Consider the following 18,844-nt stretch of genomic DNA (forward strand, 5'->3'; position numbering starts at 1 on the left):
CTCAGACGCTAGTGGGCGGCAACGGCAGCGGCAGCCCGGGAAGGCCGTCGATGCTCCGCGCGATGTGCTCCTTCTTGGTGAAGTAGGCGCTCAGCGAGGCGTCGTCCTCGCGGGCGAAGCGCTTGCTGTGCAGGTCGCGGTCTTCGTCGTACGTCATGAAGGGCACCGCGTACCCACAGGAGTCCCGGACGAGGTCGGCCGTCACGACGACGATGGCGCGCAGGCCGTGCGGTGTGGGGTCGATGCCGGGGAAGTGGCCGAGCAGGTCCTTGAAGCGGGGGTCGTCGCGGAAGACGGGTTCGCCGCGGCCGTGTATCCGCACGATGTTGGGCGGCCCCTGGAAGGCGCACCACATGAGCGTGATGCGGCCGTTCTCGCGCAGGTGCGCGATGGTCTCGGCGGTGCTGCCCGCGAAGTCCAGGTAGGCGACGGTCAGTTCGTCGAGGATCGCGAAGGAGCCCTTGAGGCCCTTGGGGGAGAGATTGATCGTGCCGTCCCCGGAGAGGGGTGCGGTCGCCGTGAAGAACATCGGCTGTTCCTCGATGAAGGTGCGGAGCCTGCCGTCGATGCGTGCGTGAGTCTTTCCCATGCCTAAGGATTATTCTCCAATATCCTTCGACTGTCTAAGGAGTTGGGGATATCGACTTGACCAATCCGGCGGATCCCGGCCCGCCGGGGTTTCGATTGACGAAGCATGCAGTGTTCTGCATACTCATGCATAACACCCGACAGTCCTGAGGAGCACGTGCAGTGAGCAGCAACAACGGCGGTGACGTCCGGCTCTGGGGCGGACGGTTCGCCGACGGGCCCGCCGAGGCCCTGGCCAAGTTGTCCGCGTCGGTCCACTTCGACTGGCGTCTCGCGCCGTACGACATCGCCGGTTCCCGCGCCCACGCGCGCGTGCTCCACACGGCCGGACTGCTCACCGAGGACGAGCTGGCCCGCATGCTGGGCGGGCTCGATCAGCTCGAAGCCGATGTCGCCGACGGCTCGTTCGTCGGCACCATCGCCGACGAGGACGTCCACACCGCGCTGGAGCGGGGCCTCCTGGAGCGGCTGGGCCCCGACCTCGGCGGCAAGCTGCGGGCCGGCCGCTCGCGCAACGACCAGGTCGCGACGCTCTTCCGGATGTACCTGCGCGACCACGCGCGGATCATCGCCGGTCTGCTCGCCGACCTCCAGGGCGCGCTCGTCGGCCTCGCCGAGGCGCACCCGGACGTCGCCATGCCGGGGCGTACGCACCTCCAGCACGCCCAGCCGGTCCTCTTCGCCCACCACGTCCTCGCGCACGTCCAGTCCCTCTCCCGGGACGCGGAGCGGCTGCGGCAGTGGGACGCGCGTACGGCCGTGTCACCCTACGGCTCGGGCGCGCTCGCCGGTTCGTCGCTCGGCCTCGACCCGGAGGCGGTCGCCGAGGACCTTGGCTTCGAGCACGGCAGCGTGGGCAACTCCATCGACGGCACGGCCTCCCGTGACTTCGTCGCGGAGTTCGCCTTCATCACCGCGATGATCGGGGTGAACCTCTCCCGGATCGCCGAGGAGATCATCATCTGGAACACGAAGGAGTTCTCCTTCGTCACCCTCCACGACGCCTTCTCGACCGGCTCGTCGATCATGCCGCAGAAGAAGAACCCGGACATCGCCGAGCTGGCGCGCGGCAAGTCGGGCCGCCTGATCGGCAATCTGACGGGGCTGATGGCGACCCTCAAGGCCCTGCCGCTGGCGTACAACCGCGACCTCCAGGAGGACAAGGAGCCGGTCTTCGACTCCTGCGACCAGCTGGAGGTCCTGCTGCCCGCCTTCACCGGCATGATGGCGACGCTCACCGTCAACCGCGCGCGCATGGAGGAGCTGGCCCCGGCCGGCTTCTCGCTCGCCACCGACATCGCGGAGTGGCTGGTCAAGCAGGGCGTGCCGTTCCGGGTGGCGCACGAGGTCGCCGGAGAGTGCGTCAAGGAGTGCGAGACGCGGGGCATCGAGCTTGAGCAGCTCACCGACGAGCAGTTCGCCAAGATCTCCGAGCACCTGACCCCCGAGGTCCGCACGGTCCTGAACGTGCCGGGCGCCCTCGCCTCGCGCGACGGCCGCGGCGGCACCGCCCCCTCGGCCGTCGCCGTCCAGCTCGCCGAGGTCAAGGCGGACCTGACGGCGCAGCAGGAGTGGGCGGCGGCGCGGGAGTGACGTAGGGGCGTCGCGGGTTACGTTGACGGCGGGGCGCCGCGGGTTACGTTGACGGGGAGATCCCGTACGACGACAGGGAGATCCCCTGCGACGACGGGGAGATCCCCTACGACCAGGAGCCCGCGATGCCCTTCGCCCGCCTTGCCGCAGCCACCACCCCGACCGCGCACCTGGGGCTCGGTCTCGCCGCCGTGGGCAGGCCCGGCTACATCACCCTGGGCCGCGAGGCCGACCTGCCGCCCTCGCGCAGCGTCGAGGCCCTTCGTGCGCGTACGTTCGAACTCCTCGACGCCGCGTACGCCTCGGGCGTCCGCTATGTCGACGTGGCGCGCTCCTACGGCCGCTCCGAGGAGTTCCTTGCCGACTGGCTGCGCGCCACGCCCGACGCCCGCGATGTCGTCGTCGGCAGCAAGTGGGGCTATACGTACACGGCCGACTGGCGCACCGACGCCGAAGGCCCGCACGAGGTCAAGGACCACAGCGTCGCCGCCTACGACCGGCAGCGCGCGGAGAGCGCCGAACTGCTCGGCGACCGGCTCGACCTCTACCAGATCCACTCCGTCACGCCCGAGAGCCCCGCGCTCACCGACAAGGAACTCCACGCCCGCCTCGCCGAGCTGGCGGCGCAGGGCGTCACCGTCGGGCTCTCGGTGAGCGGCCCCGAGCAGGCGGCCGCGATCCGCGCCGCCCTCGCCGTCACCGTCGACGGGGGCCCCCTCTTCCGTACCGTCCAGGCGACCTACAACCTCCTGGAGACCTCGGCGGGCCCCGCCCTCGCCGAGGCGCACGACGCGGGGCTGACCGTGCTCGTCAAGGAGGGCATGGCCAACGGCCGCCTCGCCGCCCCGCACGCGCCCGCCGCGCTGCGCGAGGTCGCCGAGGAGACGGGCCTCGGCTGCGACGCGGTGGCGCTCGCCGCGCCGCTGTGCGAGCCGTGGGCGGGCGTGGTCCTGTCCGGAGCCGCAACCTCGGTCCAGCTGGTCTCCAACCTGCACGCCACCGCGGTCGACCTCGACGCGAGCCACCTTGAACGCCTCGCCGGGCTCGTGGAGGAGCCCCGGGAGTACTGGGGGCGGCGCGGGGAGCTGCCCTGGCACTGAGCGGCGACCACCCGGCCGGATCGAGGGACGGCTACCGTGCGGCTTCGCCGGCGACCATACGGAGACCTCGGGCCGTGTCCAGGTACTCGCGGACCCGGTGGACCAGCCCGTCCCGGAGCTCGACGACGAAGCAGAAGTCGTTGCTGTAACGGTTGCCGCTGGCGAGCGTCGCCGTCATGGCCGCCTCCACGGCCACCCGTTCACCGTCGACGTGGACGCCGCGGAAGGTGAGGGCGACGTCACGCGCGTACAGGCGGGGAAAGTCCTCGGCGAAGAAGCGCACGACGGCCTCTCTGCCCACCATGTGGTGGGTCGTCCCGAGCGCGACGGCAGTGGGGTTTCCCGGAGGCGAGAGCCATTCGGCGTCCTCGGTGAGGACGGCGGAGATCCGGTCCGGGTCGTTGCTGGCGAAGGCCTGGAAGGCGTCCTGGATGATGCGGTGGCTCATGGACACACTGTCGCCCTCGGCGCTTGCCGACGTATTGGACGGATGTTCCCCTCGGTGGCTCGGGGCGTGCGCGCCCTAATGAGACGAAGCCGTCTCAAAAGGGTTAGGCTCGTCTCATGTCAGTCGATCGCGACCAGGTCCTGCGCAGCGCCGCGGCCCTGCTCACCCGTAAGGCCACCTCCACCATGGACGAGGTCGCCCGCGCCGCGGGCATCAGCCGGGCCACCCTGCACCGCCACTTCGCGGGCCGCGACGCCCTCGTACGCGCCCTGGAGGAGCTGGGGCTCCAGGAGTGCGAGGCCGTCCTCGACCGGTCGGAGCTGGGGGCGGGCAGCGCCCAGGACGCCCTGCGGCGCCTCGTGAAGGAGATCGAGCCGCACGCCGGTCTCCTCGCGTTCCTCTACACCGAGAACCAGCTCTTCGAGGGGGACACGCAGCACGAGGGCTGGGCCCGCATCGACGCCCGCCTTGCCGCGCTCTTCCGGCGCGGCCAGGAGAGCGGGGAGTTCCGCATCGACCTGACACCCGCCTGGCTCACCGAGGCGCTGTACGGCCTCATCGGCTCCGGCGCCTGGGCGGTACAGGACGGCCGGGTGGCCGCCAAGGACTTCTCGTACATGATCGCCGAGCTGCTGATCGGCGGCGCGCGTCGGAGAGTGGACTCATGACAAGCACCCACCGGCAGACCGCCGAGGCGCACGTGGAGCGCGGCCCCGGCCGCTGGCTCGCGCTGGCCGTGCTCGTCCTCGCCGTGCTCCTCGTCGCCGTCGACGCGACCGTGCTCGGCCTGGCGACGCCGTACATCAGCGAGGACCTCAAACCGTCCGGCACCCAGCTGCTGTGGATCGGCGACGTCTACTCCTTCGTCATCGCCGGTCTGCTCGTCTCCATGGGCAGCCTCGGCGACCGCATCGGCCGCAAGAAACTGCTGCTCACCGGCGCCGTCGCCTTCGGTGCGGTCTCGGTCCTCAACTCCTACGCCACGAGCCCCGAGCTGATGATCCTGGCCCGCGCGCTGCTCGGTGTCGCGGGCGCGACCCTGATGCCGTCCACGCTGGCGCTGATCCGGAACATCTTCCACGACCCGCGCGAGCGCAGCCTCGCGGTCGGCATCTGGGGAGCCATGGCGTCCGCGGGCGCGGCCGTCGGGCCGGTCGTCGGCGGCTTCTTGCTCGAACACTTCTGGTGGGGCTCGGTCTTCCTCATCAACCTGCCGGTGATGGCCGTCCTCGTCGTCGTCGGCATCAAGCTGCTGCCCGAGTCGAAGAACCCCGCGCCCGGCCCCTGGGACCTGGTCAGCGTCGTGCTCTCGCTCATCGGCATGATCGCCGTCGTGTACGCCATCAAGGAGGCGGCCGCGCACGGGCTGCGCTGGGACGCCGTGCTCGCCGCGGTCGTCGGCGCGGCGGCGCTCACCTGGTTCGTACGCCGCCAGCTCACGCTCCCCGCGCCGCTCCTGGACATGCGGCTCTTCCGCAACCGAGGCTTCTCCGGGGCGGTCCTCGCCGACCTGCTGACCGTGCTCGGCCTCTCCGGCCTGGTCTTCTTCCTCTCCCAGTTCCTGCAACTCGTGCAGGGCAGGCGGCCCTTCGAGGCGGGCCTCGCCGAACTGCCCGCCGCCGTCGGCGCGGTGGGGGCCGGCCTGATCGCGGGCATGGTCGCGCGGCGCTTCTCGGTCCGGGTCGTGGTCGCGGGCGGCCTCGCGGCGGTGGGCCTCTCGCTCGCCGCGCTCACCGGCCTGAGCCAGCACACCGGTTACCCGCTGCTCGGCGCCTCGCTCCTGGTCGTCGGCATCGGCGCGGGCTTCTCGTTCACGGTGACCGCCGACGTCATCCTCTCCAGCGTCCCCAAGGAACAGGCCGGCGCGGCCTCCGCGGTCTCCGAAACGGCATACGAACTCGGCGCGGCGCTCGGCATCGCACTGCTCGGATCCATCGTCACCGGCGTCTACCGCGACTTCACGGCCCCCGCGGGCACTCCGCCGGACGTGGCGTCGGCCGCGCACGAATCCCTGGGCGGCGCGGTGGAATCCCTGGACGCCCTTCCCACCGCCCAGGCGGACGCGCTACTGGCCTCAGCCCAAACGGCCTTCGTGGACGGCCTGCGCCTAGCGGCGGGCGTAGGAGCGGCAGTCCTCCTGGCCACAGCGGCAGTAGCCTGGTTCCTCCTAAAGGGCCAAAAACTGGAAGACACCCCGGAGAGCGCCCCGTAAGGGGCAGGGGGCGGCGGCGCCCCGTAAGGGGCGCGAGCAACCACGACGAACCCGCAGCTGAGCGCCCCGTCAGGGGCGCGGGGAACGGCGCGAGCAACCAGCCCCAACCCGCAGCCGAACGAAAACCAGAACGCCCGCCCCGGCACCGGGGACAAACCCCAGCCCAGGACGGGCGTCCAGCACTATCCGCCCAAGCCCCGCAGGGCTACGCCGCCTTCGCTTTGGTGGCGTACATATCCACATACTCCTGCCCCGACAACCGCATGACCTCCGCCATCACGGAATCCGTCACCGCCCGCAGCACATACCGGTCCCGGTCCATCCCGTCGTAGCGGGAGAACTCCATCGCCTCACCGAAACGGACCGTCACCTTGCCGGGCCGCGGCAGCCCCTTGCCCCCCGGCTGGAGCTTGTCCGTGCCGATCATCGCGAACGGCACGACCGGCGCACCGGTCATCAGGGTGAGGCGGGCGATGCCCGTACGCCCCCGGTACAGACGGCCGTCGGGCGAGCGCGTGCCCTCGGGGTAGATGCCGAAGACCTTGCCGTCGTCGAGAACGCGCCGCCCGGTCATCAGCGCGGCGACACCGCCGCGGCCACCGTCACGGTCCACCGGGATCATGCCGACGCCCGTGAAGAACCACGCCATCAGGCGGCCCTTGAGGCCCTTGCCGGTGACGTACTCGTCCTTGCCGATGAAGAACACCGGACGGTTGGCCACCAGCGGCAGGATCATCGAGTCGATGAACGTCAGGTGGTTTCCGGCCAGAATGACGGGCCCGGTCCCGGGGATGTTCTCGGCGCCTTCTACCCGTGGACGGAACATCAGGCGCAAGATCGGTCCGAGCACTGCCTTGATGAGCGCTAGACGGGACAACAGGCCCTCCGGTGTCAACGGTCCGACGACGAATATGTACGAGTAAGTGCAGGTGAGGACGATACTCGCGGGCCGCCGCCGTTTGCACATCGGGTTCACGCACTCGATACGCAGTGTTGACATGGCTCCGTGCGCCGGTGCCCTGGGCCGTCACCTCTGTGACGACCGTATCCCCGTGTGGACGGTGTGGCCCGAAGTAGTGGTCCTTGTCACGCACACACTTCTCTTTGCGTAGCGGCCCTCCCGCAACGGGCCCGGGCCGGGCCGCACCCCCATGGTGCGCCCACTCGCCATGTCGCGTCACCCTGACGTTCCGTCCAGGGTCTCCCACACGTCACTCCCGGCCACCTACGATCGGTCCCGCTTTGTCAGGTGCAAGGCGGTTGTACATCGGGAGGAGCGCCAATGGCGACGCAGGAGTCGGGTCAGCAGCAGCCGGGGACGAGCCGGGGGCGTCGAGCGGTATTGGGGGCGGCGATCCTCGGCGCGGGCACGGCCGTGGCGGGACTGCCCGGCGTGGCGAGAGCCGAAGAACGCAGCGGCCACGGCCACGGGCACGATCACGGCGGTTACAAGGAGCTGCCGAAGCCGACCGTCGTCGCGCACCGGGGAGCCAGCGGCTACCGTCCCGAGCACACCCTCGGCTCGTACCAACTCGCCCTGGACATGGGAGCGCACGTCATCGAGCAGGACGTCGTCCCCACCAAGGACGGCCATCTCGTCTGCCGCCACGAGAACGACATCACCGCCACGACGGACGTCGCCGCGCACCCCGAGTTCGCCTCCCGCAAGACCACCAAGACCGTCGACGGCACCAAGTACACGGGCTGGTTCACCGAGGACTTCACGCTCGCCGAGCTGAAGACGCTGCGCGCCAAGGAGCGCATCCCGGGCACGCGTCAGCACAACACCCTCTACGACGGCCGCTGGGACGTACCCACCCTCGAAGAGGTCTTCGAGTGGGCCGAGAAGCAGGGCCGCAAGCGGGGCAGGCGGATCTGGCTGCACATCGAGACGAAGCACCCCACGTACTTCCGCAAGCTCGGCCTCGGCCTCGAAGAGCCGCTGGCCAAGCTTCTGCGCCGCTACGGCAGGCACAAGAAGAACTCGCCGAACTTCCTCCAGTCCTTCGAGCCCAGCAGCATCCAGCGCCTGGCGAAGCTGGTCTCCGCGCCGCGCGTCGTCCTCCTGTCCGGTGCGAGCTCGCGGCCCTGGGACTTCATCGAGGCGGGCGACCCGCGCACGGTCGCCGACCTGATCAAGCCCGAGGGCCTGGAGTGGATGGCGGGCTACGCGCAGGGCATCGGCCCCACGCTCGACCTGATCATCCCTAGGAAGGCCGACGGCAGCCTCGGCACGCCGACCACGCTCGTCGAGGACGCGCACGAGGCGGGCCTGGTCCTGCACCCGTACACGATGCGCAACGAGAACACCTTCCTGCCCGCGAACTTCAGGAAGGGCACCGACCCCGCCGCCTACGGAGACGCCTTCGGCGCCTTCAAGGCCTACTTCGAGACCGGCATCGACGGGATCTTCTCCGACAACCCGGACACCGCGCTGCTCGCCGCCGCGGACTTCGCCGACGACTGAGCGGAGTTCGCCGACCACTGAGGGGCGGGGCGCGTCAACGGATGGCCGCCCGGCCCCGATTGGGGTGAGAGACGGCCGCTCCGGAAACCTCGCGCCGGAGCGGCCGCGTCCCGCCGTGCATGACGTACCAGCTCATTCCCACGCTCATCCCCGCCCTGCGCCCGCTGCTCGTCGCCGAGGCGTCCGCGGAGTCCCTCGGCTCCGGCGACGACCCCGGCGACCTGGAACAGGCCGTCTGGCTGCGCCTGTTGGAGCGCCTGGAGTCCGACGGGCCGCCCGCCGACCCGGCCGGATGGCTGCGCGGCGCCGTCCGGTCCGAGGCGCGCCGCTCCCGGCGCGCGACCCAGCGCGAGGTGGCGTACGCGACCGAGCCCGCCGACGACTTGGACGGCGGCCCCGAGCAGCGCGCCCTCACCGCCGACCGGCGCCGCACCCTGCACGCCGCCGTCCGCAGACTGCCCGGCCGCTGCCCCCGCCTCATGGCCGCGCTCCTGTCCCCCAAGGACCTCACCTACCGGGAGATCGCAGGGGAGTTGGGAATGTCACAGGGGAGCCTGGGGCCGGAACGTTCCCGTTGCCTGGGATGCCTGCGCAGAATGCTGGCGGCGGAGGTTGCAGCTCCTGAACCGCGGGGAAGGGAGCGTTAGACAACTGGTGGAGCAGGTGAGCGGGAGGCATGCACACATGGGCATGAGCGTCACCATCTCGGAAGCGGCTGAAGCGGACGCCGAACAGATACTGAAACTGCAGTACCTCTGCTACCAGAGCGAGGCCCAGCTCTACGGCGACTACTCCATCGAGCCGCTGACCCAGACCCTCGACTCCATCAAGGCCGAACTGACCACGGGCACGGTGCTGGTGGCCCGCCTCGGCGACGAGGTGGTGGCCTCCGTGCGCGGCACGGTCGACGCGGACGGCACGGCCCGCATCGGCAAGCTCATCGTCCACCCCCGCATGCGGCGCCACGGCCTGGGCGGCCGCCTGCTCGACGCGGTGGAGCGCCGGCTGGGCGCAAACGGCACCACGAAGTGCTTCCAGCTCTTCTCCGGCCACCGCAGCGAACAGAACCTCCAGCTCTACCGCAAGCACGGGTACGCGCCCGTGCACACCCAGCGCGTGAGCGAGCGCCTCACGCTGGTGACGCTCGCCAAGGAGGCGGCCACGGTGTCGTACGTGGCGAGCGCGTAGGCCCCGCTCAAGCGCTCAGGCGGCGGCGGCCCGCCGTGCCCTGACCAGCCAGAAGATCGCCGTCACCGGCAAGAGCACCGGGATGAAGAGATAGCCCATTCCGAAGTCCGACCACACCGTGGCGTCCGGGAAGGCGGACGGTTCCGCCAGGGTCCAGGCGCCCACGGCAAGGACGCCCACCAGCTCGGCGGCGCAGCACACCAGCGCCGCCCTGCGGGCCGTCTCCCCGCCGCGCACCAGTGAGTACGTGATGAAGCCGTAGACGAGGCCCGCGAGCGCCGAAAGGGAGTACGCGAGCGGGGCCTTGTGGAAGTCCGTCGCGATCTGCACCGCCGAGCGCGACACCGCGCCGACGACCATCACGCCGTACAGCCACAGGAGCAGGATGCCGGGCCCCGTGATCAGCTTCTGGCGGGGCGCACCCTTGACGCCCTCTTCGGTGCCCGTCACCTCAGCCACCCCAGATGTCGTAGAGCCGCACCTGGAGCACGGCGAGGACCACGCCGCCCGCGGCGACCGTCAAGGAGCCCCAGCGCGTCCGCTCGGCGAGCGACATGAAGCCCGCCGCCGGGACGCACGCGAAGGAGCCGAGCAGATACGCCACGAAGATCGTCGTGCCCTGTTCCGGGTCCTCGCCGCGTGCCAGCAGGACGATGCCGACGATCAGCTGGACCAGGGCGAGGAAGGTCACCACGCCCATGCCGATGAAGTGCCAGTCCTTGGTCGGCTGGTCGCGGTAGGCGGCGAAACCGCACCAGGCGGCGAGGGCGAGCGCGGCCACCGCGGTCGCGATCGTCAGGGCAACAAGCATGTCCGAGACTTTATTACGGGCCCTTTGACCCGATGCGCCTGCCCCCGGCGCCCCCCTTAGGCTCGGACACCATGAAGATCCAGGCTGACGCGCTCCTGTTCGACAACGACGGCACCCTCATCTCCTCCCTGGCGTCCGTGTACCGCTGCTGGACGCGCTGGGCCGAGGAGTACGGGATCACCGCCGAGGAGTTCGCCAGGGTCGAGCTGCACGGCCGCCCGGCCGCCGAGATAGCCGCCGATCTGCTGCCCCCGGCCAAGGTCGCCGGGGCCGTCGCCCGCATCGAGGAGCTTGAGGTCTCCGACGTATCCGGCGGCGTCGAGCTGCTGCCCGGCACCCGCGCGCTCCTCGACTCCCTGCCGATGGACCGCTGGGCCGTGGTCACCTCCGCCACCCGCGTCCTCGCCGAGGCCAGGCTCGCCGAGGCCGGCATCCGGCCGGGCCTGCTGATCGCCGCCGACGACATCACCCGCGGCAAGCCCGACCCGGAGCCCTTCCTGCTCGCGGCGGACAAGCTCGGCGCGGCCCCGGCGCGCTGCGTGGTCTTCGAGGACGCCCCGGCGGGGCTCCAGGCCGGACGGGCCGCGGGCATGATCACCGTGGCGTTGGCCACAACCCACGACCGCACCGAGCTTTCGGCGGACTTCCTGGTCAAGGACCTCTCCGCCGTGTCCGCGCAGGCCACGGCGGGTGCCGTGGAGATCACCGTCACCGGCTGAGCGCCGCGAGCGGGCCGGCTGGTCCCGTCCCACCGCTGTCCGCTATACGGACAGCGGTGGCGGACGGCGACCTCACGCGTGTTTTACTTGGGCCCATGACCACGACGAGCAGCCGCACCCTTGCGACCGAGGCGACGATGACGCCCGGTGCTCGTTGTATGTGTCGAATGTGCGCCTTCTGAGGGCCCCCGCACCACTGAAGAGCCTCGCGCCCCGAAGCGAAGCCGCTGTGCCCCGCCCCTGCACGACGTACGCGACGAACGCCGTACCGACGCAGGAAGCGAGCCCGCCCCGCGCACACCCCTCCGGTTCCTGAATCGCCACCGCGAGAACCGTGCCGCGTTCCGAACGAATGCCCCGTGCCCGGCCACACCCGCGCCGCGCACTCGACAGTGACGGAAACCCCTGTGATCACCACTTCCGGCCTCACCAAGGTCTACCGCTCACGCGGTCGTGAAGTAACCGCCCTCGACGGAGTCGACCTGCATGTCCGCGAGGGCGAGGTGTACGGCGTCATCGGCCAGTCCGGCGCCGGCAAGTCCTCCCTGATCCGCTGCGTCAACCTCCTGGAGCGCCCCACCTCCGGCACCGTGACCGTCGCCGGACAGGACCTCACCGCCCTGGCCGGACGCGGCCCGCGCGCGGGCCGGGAACTGCGCCGGGCACGCAGCCGCATCGGCATGGTCTTCCAGCACTTCAACCTGCTGTCCTCGCGCACCGTGCAGGACAACGTGGAGCTGCCGCTGGAGATCCTCGGCCTCTCCGGCCAGGAGCGCTCCCGCAAGGCCCTCGAACTGCTCGACCTCGTGGGCCTCGCCGAGAAGGCGAAGTCCTACCCGGCGCAGCTCTCCGGCGGCCAGAAGCAGCGCGTCGGCATCGCCCGCGCCCTCGCCGGCGACCCGAAGGTGCTGCTCTCGGACGAGGCGACCAGCGCGCTCGACCCGGAGACCACCCGCTCCATCCTCCAGCTCCTGCGCGACCTCAACCGGCAGCTCGGCCTGACCGTCCTGCTCATCACGCACGAGATGGACGTCGTCAAGAGCGTCTGCGACTCCGCCGCCCTCATGGAGCGCGGGCAGATCGTCGAGTCCGGCACCGTCAGCGAACTCCTCGCGACGCCCGGCTCCGAGCTGGCCGCAGCCCTCTTCCCCGTCAGCGGCGAGGCCACCGGCGACGACCGCACCGTCGTCGACGTGACCTTCCACGGCGAGGCCGCGACCCAGCCGGTCATCTCCCAGCTGTCGCGCACGTACAACATCGACATCTCGATCCTCGGTGCCGCGATGGACACCGTCGCGGGCAAGCAGGTCGGCCGCATGCGCATCGAGCTGCCCGGCCGCTTCGAGGAGAACGTCGTCCCGATCGGCTTCCTGCGCGAGCGGGGCCTCCAGGTCGAGATCGCGGGGTCCGACGACACCGCCGTGCCTGCCCCGCGGGACGCCAAGCTGGTCAAGGAAGGTGCCAAGTGACCTGGTCGGAGATGCAGCCCCTGCTGGAGCAGGCCTGTTGGGACACCCTCTACATGGTGGGCTGGTCGACGCTGATAGCCGTCGTCGCCGGACTGCCCCTCGGCATCCTGCTCGTCCTCACCGAGCGCGGCGCGCTCCTGCAGAACGCCGTGCTCAACAAGGTGCTCGGGCAGATCGTGAACATCGCACGCTCGATGCCCTTCATCATCCTGATGGTCGCCCTGATGACCTTCACTCGCTGGGTCACCGGCACCACCATCGGCCGCGAGGCAGCCCTCGTGCCGCTGGCTGTCGGCGCCATCCCGTTCTTCGCGCGCCTGGTGGAGACCTCGATCCGCGAGGTCGACGGCGGGCTCGTGGAGGCCGTGCAGTCGATGGGCGGCTCCACCTGGACCGTCGTACGCAAGGTCCTCGTCCCGGAGTCGCTGCCCTCGCTGATCTCCGGCGCCACCACCACGATCGTCGCGCTCATCGGCTACTCCGCGATGGCGGGCACGGTCGGCGGCGGCGGTCTCGGCGACCTCGCGCTGCGCTACGGCTACCAGCGCTTCGAGACCGAGCTGATGTGGATCACCGTGGCGATCCTCGCCGTGGTCATCTCGATCATCCAGTTCGCGGGCGACTACGCGGCCCGCAGGCTGCACAAGCGCGGCGGCGGCTCGGGCCCGCTGCTGCTGTTCCGGCCGCTGCGCGGGGTGCTGCCCGGCACCGCCGCCGCCGAGTCGACCACCAAGACCGGCTGACCGGGCGCAGGCCCGCAGTCCGCCCCGCCCACCTGTGCGGGGCCGCACCACCCATGGAGAAAGGCACTTTTCGTGCGTAACACCGCCAAGATCACCACCGCCGTCCTCGCCGCCGGAGCCCTCACCCTCGGGCTCACCGCCTGCGGCTCCGACAAGGGCTCCGCGGGCGACAAGGACGGCCCGCTCGTCGTCGCCGCCACCCCGACGCCGCAGGGCGAGATCCTGGACTTCGTCCAGAAGAACCTCGCCAAGAAGGCCGGCCTTGACCTGGAAGTCCGCGAGTTCACCGACTACGTCACGCCGAACACCGCCGTCCAGCAGGGCGAGGTCTTCGCGAACTACTTCCAGCACAAGCCGTACCTGGACGACTTCAACAAGAAGAACGGCACGGACATCGTGCCCGTCCCCAGCGGCACGGTGCACCTGGAGCCCCTCGGCGTGTACTCCAAGAGCGTCAAGAAGCTCGGCGACCTGAAGGACGGCGCCACCGTCGCCATCCCGAACGACACCACGAACGAGGCGCGCGCGCTCAAGCTCCTCGCGGACAACGGCGTCATCGAGCTGAAGAAGGGCGTCGGCTACGCCGCCACCCCCAAGGACGTCGCCAAGAACCCGAAGAACCTCAAGTTCAAGGAGTTGGAGGCCGCCCAGCTGCCCCGCTCCCTCGGTGACCTCGACGCCGCGGTGATCAACGGCAACTACGCGCTGGAGGCCGACCTCAGCCCCGCCAAGAACGCCCTCGTCGCCGAGAAGGCCAAGGGCAACCCCTACGGCAACTTCCTCGCCGTCAAGAAGGGCGACGAGAAGGACCCGCGCGTGAAGAAGCTCGCCAAGCTCCTCACCTCGCCCGAGGTGAAGAAGTTCATCGACGACAAGTACGACGGCGCCGTCGTCGCGGCGTTCTGATCATGCGTACGTCGGTCATCGCCGCCGCTGCCGGGAGCCTCGCCCTCACCCTGGGGCTCACCGCGTGCGGCGGCGGCTCCGGCGGTGGCGCCGACGGCTCCGGCGGCGGCACGCTCGTCGTCGGGGCCACCCCGACACCGGCCGGCGAAGTGCTCACGTACATCAAGGAGAACCTCGCGAAAAAGAAGGGGCTCGACCTCAGGATCACGGAGTTCACGGACTACGTCACGCCGAACACCGCGCTCCAGGAGGGCTCCCTCGACGCCAACCTGTACCAGCACACCCCGTATCTCAAGGACTTCAACTCGTCCAAGGGCACGGACCTGGTGCCGGTCACCGAGGTGTACCTGCCGCCGATGGGCGTCTACGCCAAGGGCGACAAGAAGCCGAAAGACGTCCGGAAGCTGCGGACGGGCGCGACCGTCGCCGTCCCCAACGACACGACCAACGAGGGCCGGGCGCTCCAACTCCTCGCCTCCCAGGGCGTCATCGGGCTCAAGAAGGGCGTCGGCGGCACCGCCACGCCCGAGGACATCACGTCCAACCCGAAGAAGCTCACCATCAAGCCGCTCGACCCGGCGCAGCTGCCGCGTTCCCTCGACGACCTCGACGCGGCCGTCATCAACAACAACTACGCGCTCGACGCCGGGCTCAGCCCCAAGAACGACGCCATCCTCCTCGAGTCACCGAAGGACAACCCGTACAACAACGTGCTCGCCGTCAAGAAGGGCGACGAGGACGACCCGCGGGTCGAGAAGCTGGCCGAACTGCTCACCTCGCCCGAGGTGAAGCGGTTCATCGAGGACAAGTACAAGGGCTCCGTCCTGCCCGTCGAAGGGAACTGACGCACAGTCCGTTCCCGCCGCCACCACGGGGTCCGCTCCTGAGGAAGGAGCGGACCCCGTGGTGCGTGCGCGCGCGGACATGCTGCATGCTGGGCACTTCAGCAGGCCCGAGGTTCCAGGTTACGGAGCGGCGCATGACGACCACCTTCCCCGACATCTCCATCAGCACGGAGCGGTTGGTGCTGCGCCCCTTCGAGGACGCGGACGCCCCCGCGTACGCGGAGATGATGAACGACGAGATGGTCACCGCCTGGACCTCCGTGCCCCAGCCCTACACCGAGGCCGACGCCCGCGACTGGATCACCCGGCTCGCCCCGGCCGAGCGCACCGAGGGCCGCGGGATCGCCCTCGCCGTCACCGAGTTCCTCACCCAGCGCCTGGTCGGCGTCGTCCGGCTGTGCAATACCGACTGGCGGCTTCGCGCCGGTGAACTCAGCTACGTCGTCGCCCCCTGGGCCCGCGGCGAGGGCTACGCCTCGGAGGCGGCACTCGCCACCGCCCAGTGGCTCTTCAACGACCAGGCGTTCGAGCGCATCGAGCTGCGCACCGCCGCCGACAACACCGCCGCCCAGCAGGTCGCCCAGAAGATCGGCTGCATCAGCGAGGGCGTCCTGCGCGGCGCCTGGATAGCGCGTACGAGAAACGGCGGCGACCCGTTCGGCGGCTGGATCGAGGTCCGCACCGACCTCATCGTGTGGAGCCTGCTCCCCGAAGACCTCGAAGGCGTCTCCGACAGCCTCGCCGAGAGCGGCTTCTCGGCGTTCTCCGACTGGAACTGAGCCGGGCCCGCCGCCCTCCAGGCACCCCCGAGTAACACCGGGTACGCTCGCCCCTGGCCGCGTGCGCGGTCGCTCCCCGCAGCCACCGCACCGCACTGACGACCCGCGAGAACCCAGGAGACAGACGACGATGGCCGACCGGGTCACGGTGATCGGCTGGGACGGTACGCCGCTGACCGCGGCGGCACGCTCCGCACTCCGCGCCGCCACGCTCGTGGCGGGCGCCGCCCACCACCTGGCGCTCGACGAGGTGCCCGCCCAGGCCGAACGGATCCGCCTCGGCAGCGTGGGCCTCGCCGCCCGCCGCATCGCCGCCCACCGCGGCACCGCGGTCGTCCTCGCCGACGGCGACCCCGGCTTCTTCGGTGTCGTACGCACCCTGCGCGACCCCGAATTCGGCCTCGAGGTCGAAGTCGTGCCCGCCGTCTCCTCCGTCGCCCAGGCGTTCGCCCGCGCGGGCATGCCGTGGGACGACGCCGAGGTCGTGGTCGCCCACCGCCGCAGCCTGCGCCGCGCCGTGAACGTCTGCCGCGCCCACACCAAGGTCGCCGTCCTCACCTCCCCGGGCGCGGGCCCCGCCGAGCTGAGCCTGCTGCTCCAGGGCGTCCACCGCACCTTCGTCATCTGCGAGGAGCTGGGCACCGACCGCGAGCGGGTCACCGTGGTCACCTCCGACAAGGCCGCCGACCACACCTGGCGCGACCCGAACGTCGTCATCGTCGTCGGCGGATCCGGCACCGTGCCCTCCGCCGACACCGGCTGGATCGCCGGACGCGAACCGTCCGCCTCGCCGCGCGGCTGGGCGCTGCCCGCCGCGGAGTACGGCGGCGACATCTGGCTCGGCGAGGGCGAGAGCGACCGGCTGCGGGCCGCCCAACTCGCCCGCATCGGACCACGCGTGGGGGACCTCGTGTGGGACATCGGCTGCGGCAGCGGCGCATTCACCGCGGAGACGGCCCGCTTCGGCGCCGCCGTGATCGCCGTCGACCGCGACGCCGACGCCCTTGGCCGCACCACCGCCGCGGTCCGCCGCTTCGGCGTCCAGGCGCACACCGTGCACGGCGTCGCGCCGCATGTCCTGGAGGACCTGCCCGAACCGGACGTCGTACGCGTCGGGGGCGGGGGAGCGGCGGTGGTCTCCGCCGTCGCCGACCGCCGCCCGCAGCGCATCGTGACGCACGCCGCGACACGCGACGAGGCCGAACTCATCGGCAGGGATCTGTCCGAGCACGGATACCTCGTCGAATGCGCCCTCCTCCAGTCCGTGGAGCTCGACACCCGTGCCTGGCGGGAAGAGAAGCGGACGGTGGTATTCCTGCTCTCCGGGCGGCTGCCGGACCGTTCCCCGTGACCCCCTCGCGATACGGCCCGGGGTAGGCTGGCCGATCGTTGTACCGCACCCGGGTGCCCGGCGATTCGTTGGTCAAGGTCCGGAAAGTCCACCCGTTTCGGGGGAGCCGTGTGGTACGGCAGGGCCGGAGGACGCGCAACGTGGCGCAGTCCACAGCGGGCCGTGGCCGATCAAGCTGCCGCGGCGGCGGACCGACGGGGACAATGCCTGTTGTCCGGTAAGCGGTTCGTGCCGCGCGGCGCGCACGCTCGTTGAGGAAGACGGGCGGTTGGTGCGCCGCTCCGGTCAATGGGGCCTCCCCGGCCGAAGGCTGAGGGGCGGTCGAAGAAGCACTAACCGATGGGCGAGGGGTTACGCATGACCGACACCGGCCAGGTCCCGAACGAGGGGCTGCCGGAGGGCGCAGGCAACGGTGTGCCTTCCGGGCCCGTGCAGGGCATGGGGGCACAGCAGCCGAGCGCTCCCGCTCCGGGTGCGTACGCCTTCGCGGAGCCCGCCGGCTCCGTCGGCTCCGTCGACCCCACCGATCCCTCCGAGAACCCCGCCGATGACGACGATCTGCTGCTGATGCCGGGCGCCCAGGGGGCGTGGAGCGAGGCGCAGGCGGCGGGACAGGCCGTCCACGCCGGGCAGGCGGCTCACGCCGCGCAGGCGGGCCAGGCGGCTCACGCTGCTCCGGTGACTCAGGCGGATCAGGGGACTCAGGCTGCTCCGGTGACTCAGGCGGCTCAGGCGGCTCAGGCCGCTCATCAGCCGGGCCCGCACGAGACCTCGGGCCGTGACAGCGGCTCGGTCGACCTGACCGGCGTCCGTATGCCCGGTGCCGCGCCTGCCGCGCCCCACCCGGGCTCCTCGCGCCGCCCCCTGCACCACGGCCCCACGGGCCCCTCGGTGCCCGACAGCTCGGCCAGCCCCGTACGTTCGCTGGCCGACCGTGGTCCCGCCGGGGCGACGCCTCCGCAGCCCGCCGCCCCGGCGCGCCACGCGGGGCCGCCGACGGCCGGGCCCGAGTACCTCGACATCCCGCGCGACGACGCGGGGCTGCCGGGCCCGCAGCTCGGTCAGATCCCGCCGCAGGGGGGCGAGCCGTGGGCTGCCCAAGCGCAGCCGCAGCAGGCGGCTCCGTACGAGGCTTCTCCCGCCCCAGCAGAAACGGTCGTCCCAGAGGGCGCGGCAGTCACAGAGGCCGCTGACGTCACATCCGTACCGCAGGCCCCGGAGGCCGTGGCGGGGGAGCCGCAGGCCCCCGAGCAGGCTCAGGTCGTGGAGGCCGCCGAGCCCCTTCCGGCCGCCGAGCCCGTTGAGCCTCTTCAGGCCGCACCGGCTCCGGAAGCCGTCGCCGCCGAGCTGCCCGCGGAGGCACAGGACCAGGCGAGACATGCCGCCGCCCCGGCCGTGCCCGTCGCGGACGCGGCGCAGGGGGAGGAGGCGCAGGCGAAGGAGATCCCGGACGCGACTGTTCCGGCCCCCGGTGTGCCGGCTCCCGGTCTCCCGGAGGCCGCCGCGTTCCCGGACGCCGAGGTCGCGGGCGCCGAGGTCGGCGAGGTCGCGGACGTGGAGGTTCCGGACGCCGGTGCCGCCACCGAAGCCATTCCCTTCGCGGAAGCCGCCCCTGCCCCCGAAGC

19 protein-coding genes and 1 pseudogene are annotated in these 18,844 nt (G+C 71.1%); 15 read left to right on the plus strand and 5 right to left on the minus strand.

Annotated features, from left to right (window positions below; translation table 11 throughout):
• Position 1: 1 nt before the first annotated feature.
• Positions 2–589 carry a pyridoxamine 5'-phosphate oxidase family protein gene (locus GKQ77_RS03055; RefSeq protein ID WP_219687016.1) on the minus strand — a complete coding sequence of 196 codons (588 nt, stop codon included), beginning with the start codon at positions 587–589 and terminating at the stop codon, positions 2–4.
• Between the two features lie 161 nt (positions 590–750).
• Here GKQ77_RS03055 and argH point away from each other — a divergent pair, with 161 nt between their 5' ends.
• On the plus strand, positions 751–2,181 hold the full coding sequence (argH, locus tag GKQ77_RS03060; protein ID WP_219687017.1) for an argininosuccinate lyase: 1,431 nt from the start codon (positions 751–753) through the stop codon (positions 2,179–2,181).
• Between the two features lie 125 nt (positions 2,182–2,306).
• Complete coding sequence (locus tag GKQ77_RS03065) at positions 2,307–3,281, plus strand: aldo/keto reductase (RefSeq protein ID WP_219687018.1); 975 nt, start codon at positions 2,307–2,309, stop codon at positions 3,279–3,281.
• 31 nt (positions 3,282–3,312) lie between these two features.
• On the opposite strand, the gene GKQ77_RS03070 is transcribed toward GKQ77_RS03065, so the two are convergent.
• A complete protein-coding gene (locus GKQ77_RS03070; protein ID WP_219687019.1) occupies positions 3,313–3,729 on the minus strand; it encodes a nuclear transport factor 2 family protein in 417 nt (138 codons plus the stop codon).
• Positions 3,730–3,845: 116 nt separating this feature from the next.
• On the opposite strand from GKQ77_RS03070, the gene GKQ77_RS03075 reads away from it, so the two are divergent.
• Positions 3,846–4,397, plus strand: coding sequence for a TetR/AcrR family transcriptional regulator (locus GKQ77_RS03075; protein WP_125511623.1), 552 nt, complete (start codon positions 3,846–3,848; stop codon positions 4,395–4,397).
• Positions 4,394–5,941, plus strand: coding sequence for an MFS transporter (locus GKQ77_RS03080; RefSeq protein ID WP_219687020.1), 1,548 nt, complete (start codon positions 4,394–4,396; stop codon positions 5,939–5,941). Before GKQ77_RS03075 ends, GKQ77_RS03080 begins: the two co-directional genes overlap by 4 nt.
• Before the next feature lie 205 nt (positions 5,942–6,146).
• On the opposite strand, the gene GKQ77_RS03085 is transcribed toward GKQ77_RS03080, so the two are convergent.
• Positions 6,147–6,908, minus strand: coding sequence for a lysophospholipid acyltransferase family protein (locus GKQ77_RS03085; protein ID WP_219687035.1), 762 nt, complete (start codon positions 6,906–6,908; stop codon positions 6,147–6,149).
• Positions 6,909–7,223: 315 nt separating this feature from the next.
• Between GKQ77_RS03085 and GKQ77_RS03090 the strand changes: the two genes are divergently transcribed.
• The 3 genes from GKQ77_RS03090 (at position 7,224) to GKQ77_RS03100 (ending at position 9,596) form a co-directional block, all read left to right on the plus strand.
• Entirely contained in the window at positions 7,224–8,408 is a 1,185-nt protein-coding gene (locus GKQ77_RS03090) for a glycerophosphodiester phosphodiesterase (RefSeq protein ID WP_219687022.1), read from the plus strand.
• Positions 8,409–8,527: 119 nt separating this feature from the next.
• Positions 8,528–9,055 carry an RNA polymerase sigma factor gene (locus tag GKQ77_RS03095; protein WP_219687024.1) on the plus strand — a complete coding sequence of 176 codons (528 nt, stop codon included), beginning with the start codon at positions 8,528–8,530 and terminating at the stop codon, positions 9,053–9,055.
• 37 nt (positions 9,056–9,092) lie between these two features.
• Positions 9,093–9,596 (plus strand): GNAT family N-acetyltransferase, encoded by a 504-nt coding sequence (locus GKQ77_RS03100; protein ID WP_219687025.1) that lies wholly within the window; start codon positions 9,093–9,095, stop codon positions 9,594–9,596.
• Positions 9,597–9,611: 15 nt separating this feature from the next.
• Here the strand turns inward: GKQ77_RS03100 and GKQ77_RS03105 are convergent, their stop codons facing one another.
• Both GKQ77_RS03105 and GKQ77_RS03110 read right to left on the minus strand, forming a co-directional pair.
• A complete protein-coding gene (locus GKQ77_RS03105; RefSeq protein WP_219687036.1) occupies positions 9,612–10,046 on the minus strand; it encodes a hypothetical protein in 435 nt (144 codons plus the stop codon).
• Between the two features lies 1 nt (position 10,047).
• The gene (locus GKQ77_RS03110) at positions 10,048–10,407 is read right to left on the minus strand and encodes a hypothetical protein (protein ID WP_125511618.1); all 360 of its coding nucleotides are present in this window, start codon (positions 10,405–10,407) and stop codon (positions 10,048–10,050) included.
• A 71-nt stretch (positions 10,408–10,478) separates the two neighbouring features.
• Here GKQ77_RS03110 and GKQ77_RS03115 point away from each other — a divergent pair, with 71 nt between their 5' ends.
• The 8 genes and pseudogenes from GKQ77_RS03115 to GKQ77_RS03150 all read left to right on the plus strand — a co-directional run.
• Positions 10,479–11,126 carry an HAD family hydrolase gene (locus GKQ77_RS03115; RefSeq protein ID WP_219687026.1) on the plus strand — a complete coding sequence of 216 codons (648 nt, stop codon included), beginning with the start codon at positions 10,479–10,481 and terminating at the stop codon, positions 11,124–11,126.
• Positions 11,127–11,533: 407 nt separating this feature from the next.
• Positions 11,534–12,595 (plus strand): methionine ABC transporter ATP-binding protein, encoded by a 1,062-nt coding sequence (locus tag GKQ77_RS03120; protein ID WP_219687029.1) that lies wholly within the window; start codon positions 11,534–11,536, stop codon positions 12,593–12,595.
• The gene (locus GKQ77_RS03125; protein WP_219687030.1) at positions 12,592–13,338 is read left to right on the plus strand and encodes a methionine ABC transporter permease; all 747 of its coding nucleotides are present in this window, start codon (positions 12,592–12,594) and stop codon (positions 13,336–13,338) included. Before GKQ77_RS03120 ends, GKQ77_RS03125 begins: the two co-directional genes overlap by 4 nt.
• A gap of 72 nt (positions 13,339–13,410) precedes the next feature.
• Positions 13,411–14,244, plus strand: coding sequence for a MetQ/NlpA family ABC transporter substrate-binding protein (locus GKQ77_RS03130; RefSeq protein ID WP_219687031.1), 834 nt, complete (start codon positions 13,411–13,413; stop codon positions 14,242–14,244).
• Between the two features lie 2 nt (positions 14,245–14,246).
• Positions 14,247–15,089 carry a MetQ/NlpA family ABC transporter substrate-binding protein gene (locus GKQ77_RS03135; protein WP_219687032.1) on the plus strand — a complete coding sequence of 281 codons (843 nt, stop codon included), beginning with the start codon at positions 14,247–14,249 and terminating at the stop codon, positions 15,087–15,089.
• Positions 15,090–15,223: 134 nt separating this feature from the next.
• Positions 15,224–15,868, plus strand: a complete 645-nt coding sequence (locus tag GKQ77_RS03140) for a GNAT family N-acetyltransferase (protein ID WP_219687033.1) — start codon at positions 15,224–15,226, stop codon at positions 15,866–15,868.
• A gap of 130 nt (positions 15,869–15,998) precedes the next feature.
• Entirely contained in the window at positions 15,999–17,219 is a 1,221-nt protein-coding gene (gene cbiE, locus GKQ77_RS03145) for a precorrin-6y C5,15-methyltransferase (decarboxylating) subunit CbiE (RefSeq protein WP_219687034.1), read from the plus strand.
• A gap of 357 nt (positions 17,220–17,576) precedes the next feature.
• Positions 17,577–18,844 (plus strand): annotated as a pseudogene (locus GKQ77_RS03150) (nicotinate-nucleotide--dimethylbenzimidazole phosphoribosyltransferase); the annotation flags it as partial.

It is taken from the genome of Streptomyces anatolicus (genome assembly GCF_019400875.1).
GTDB classification, from domain to species: domain Bacteria; phylum Actinomycetota; class Actinomycetes; order Streptomycetales; family Streptomycetaceae; genus Streptomyces; species Streptomyces anatolicus.

Coding starts and splice junctions, on each gene's coding strand:
- GKQ77_RS03080 (WP_219687020.1), top strand. CDS start 4,394: ATGACAAGCACCCACCGGCAGACCGCCGAGGCGCACGTGGAGCGCGGC.
- GKQ77_RS03075 (WP_125511623.1), top strand. CDS start 3,846: ATGTCAGTCGATCGCGACCAGGTCCTGCGCAGCGCCGCGGCCCTGCTC.
- GKQ77_RS03110 (WP_125511618.1), bottom strand. CDS start 10,407: ATGCTTGTTGCCCTGACGATCGCGACCGCGGTGGCCGCGCTCGCCCTC.
- GKQ77_RS03070 (WP_219687019.1), bottom strand. CDS start 3,729: ATGAGCCACCGCATCATCCAGGACGCCTTCCAGGCCTTCGCCAGCAAC.
- GKQ77_RS03065 (WP_219687018.1), top strand. CDS start 2,307: ATGCCCTTCGCCCGCCTTGCCGCAGCCACCACCCCGACCGCGCACCTG.
- GKQ77_RS03090 (WP_219687022.1), top strand. CDS start 7,224: ATGGCGACGCAGGAGTCGGGTCAGCAGCAGCCGGGGACGAGCCGGGGG.
- GKQ77_RS03100 (WP_219687025.1), top strand. CDS start 9,093: ATGGGCATGAGCGTCACCATCTCGGAAGCGGCTGAAGCGGACGCCGAA.
- GKQ77_RS03135 (WP_219687032.1), top strand. CDS start 14,247: ATGCGTACGTCGGTCATCGCCGCCGCTGCCGGGAGCCTCGCCCTCACC.
- GKQ77_RS03095 (WP_219687024.1), top strand. CDS start 8,528: ATGACGTACCAGCTCATTCCCACGCTCATCCCCGCCCTGCGCCCGCTG.
- GKQ77_RS03140 (WP_219687033.1), top strand. CDS start 15,224: ATGACGACCACCTTCCCCGACATCTCCATCAGCACGGAGCGGTTGGTG.
- GKQ77_RS03085 (WP_219687035.1), bottom strand. CDS start 6,908: ATGTGCAAACGGCGGCGGCCCGCGAGTATCGTCCTCACCTGCACTTAC.
- GKQ77_RS03055 (WP_219687016.1), bottom strand. CDS start 589: ATGGGAAAGACTCACGCACGCATCGACGGCAGGCTCCGCACCTTCATC.
- cbiE (WP_219687034.1), top strand. CDS start 15,999: ATGGCCGACCGGGTCACGGTGATCGGCTGGGACGGTACGCCGCTGACC.
- GKQ77_RS03115 (WP_219687026.1), top strand. CDS start 10,479: ATGAAGATCCAGGCTGACGCGCTCCTGTTCGACAACGACGGCACCCTC.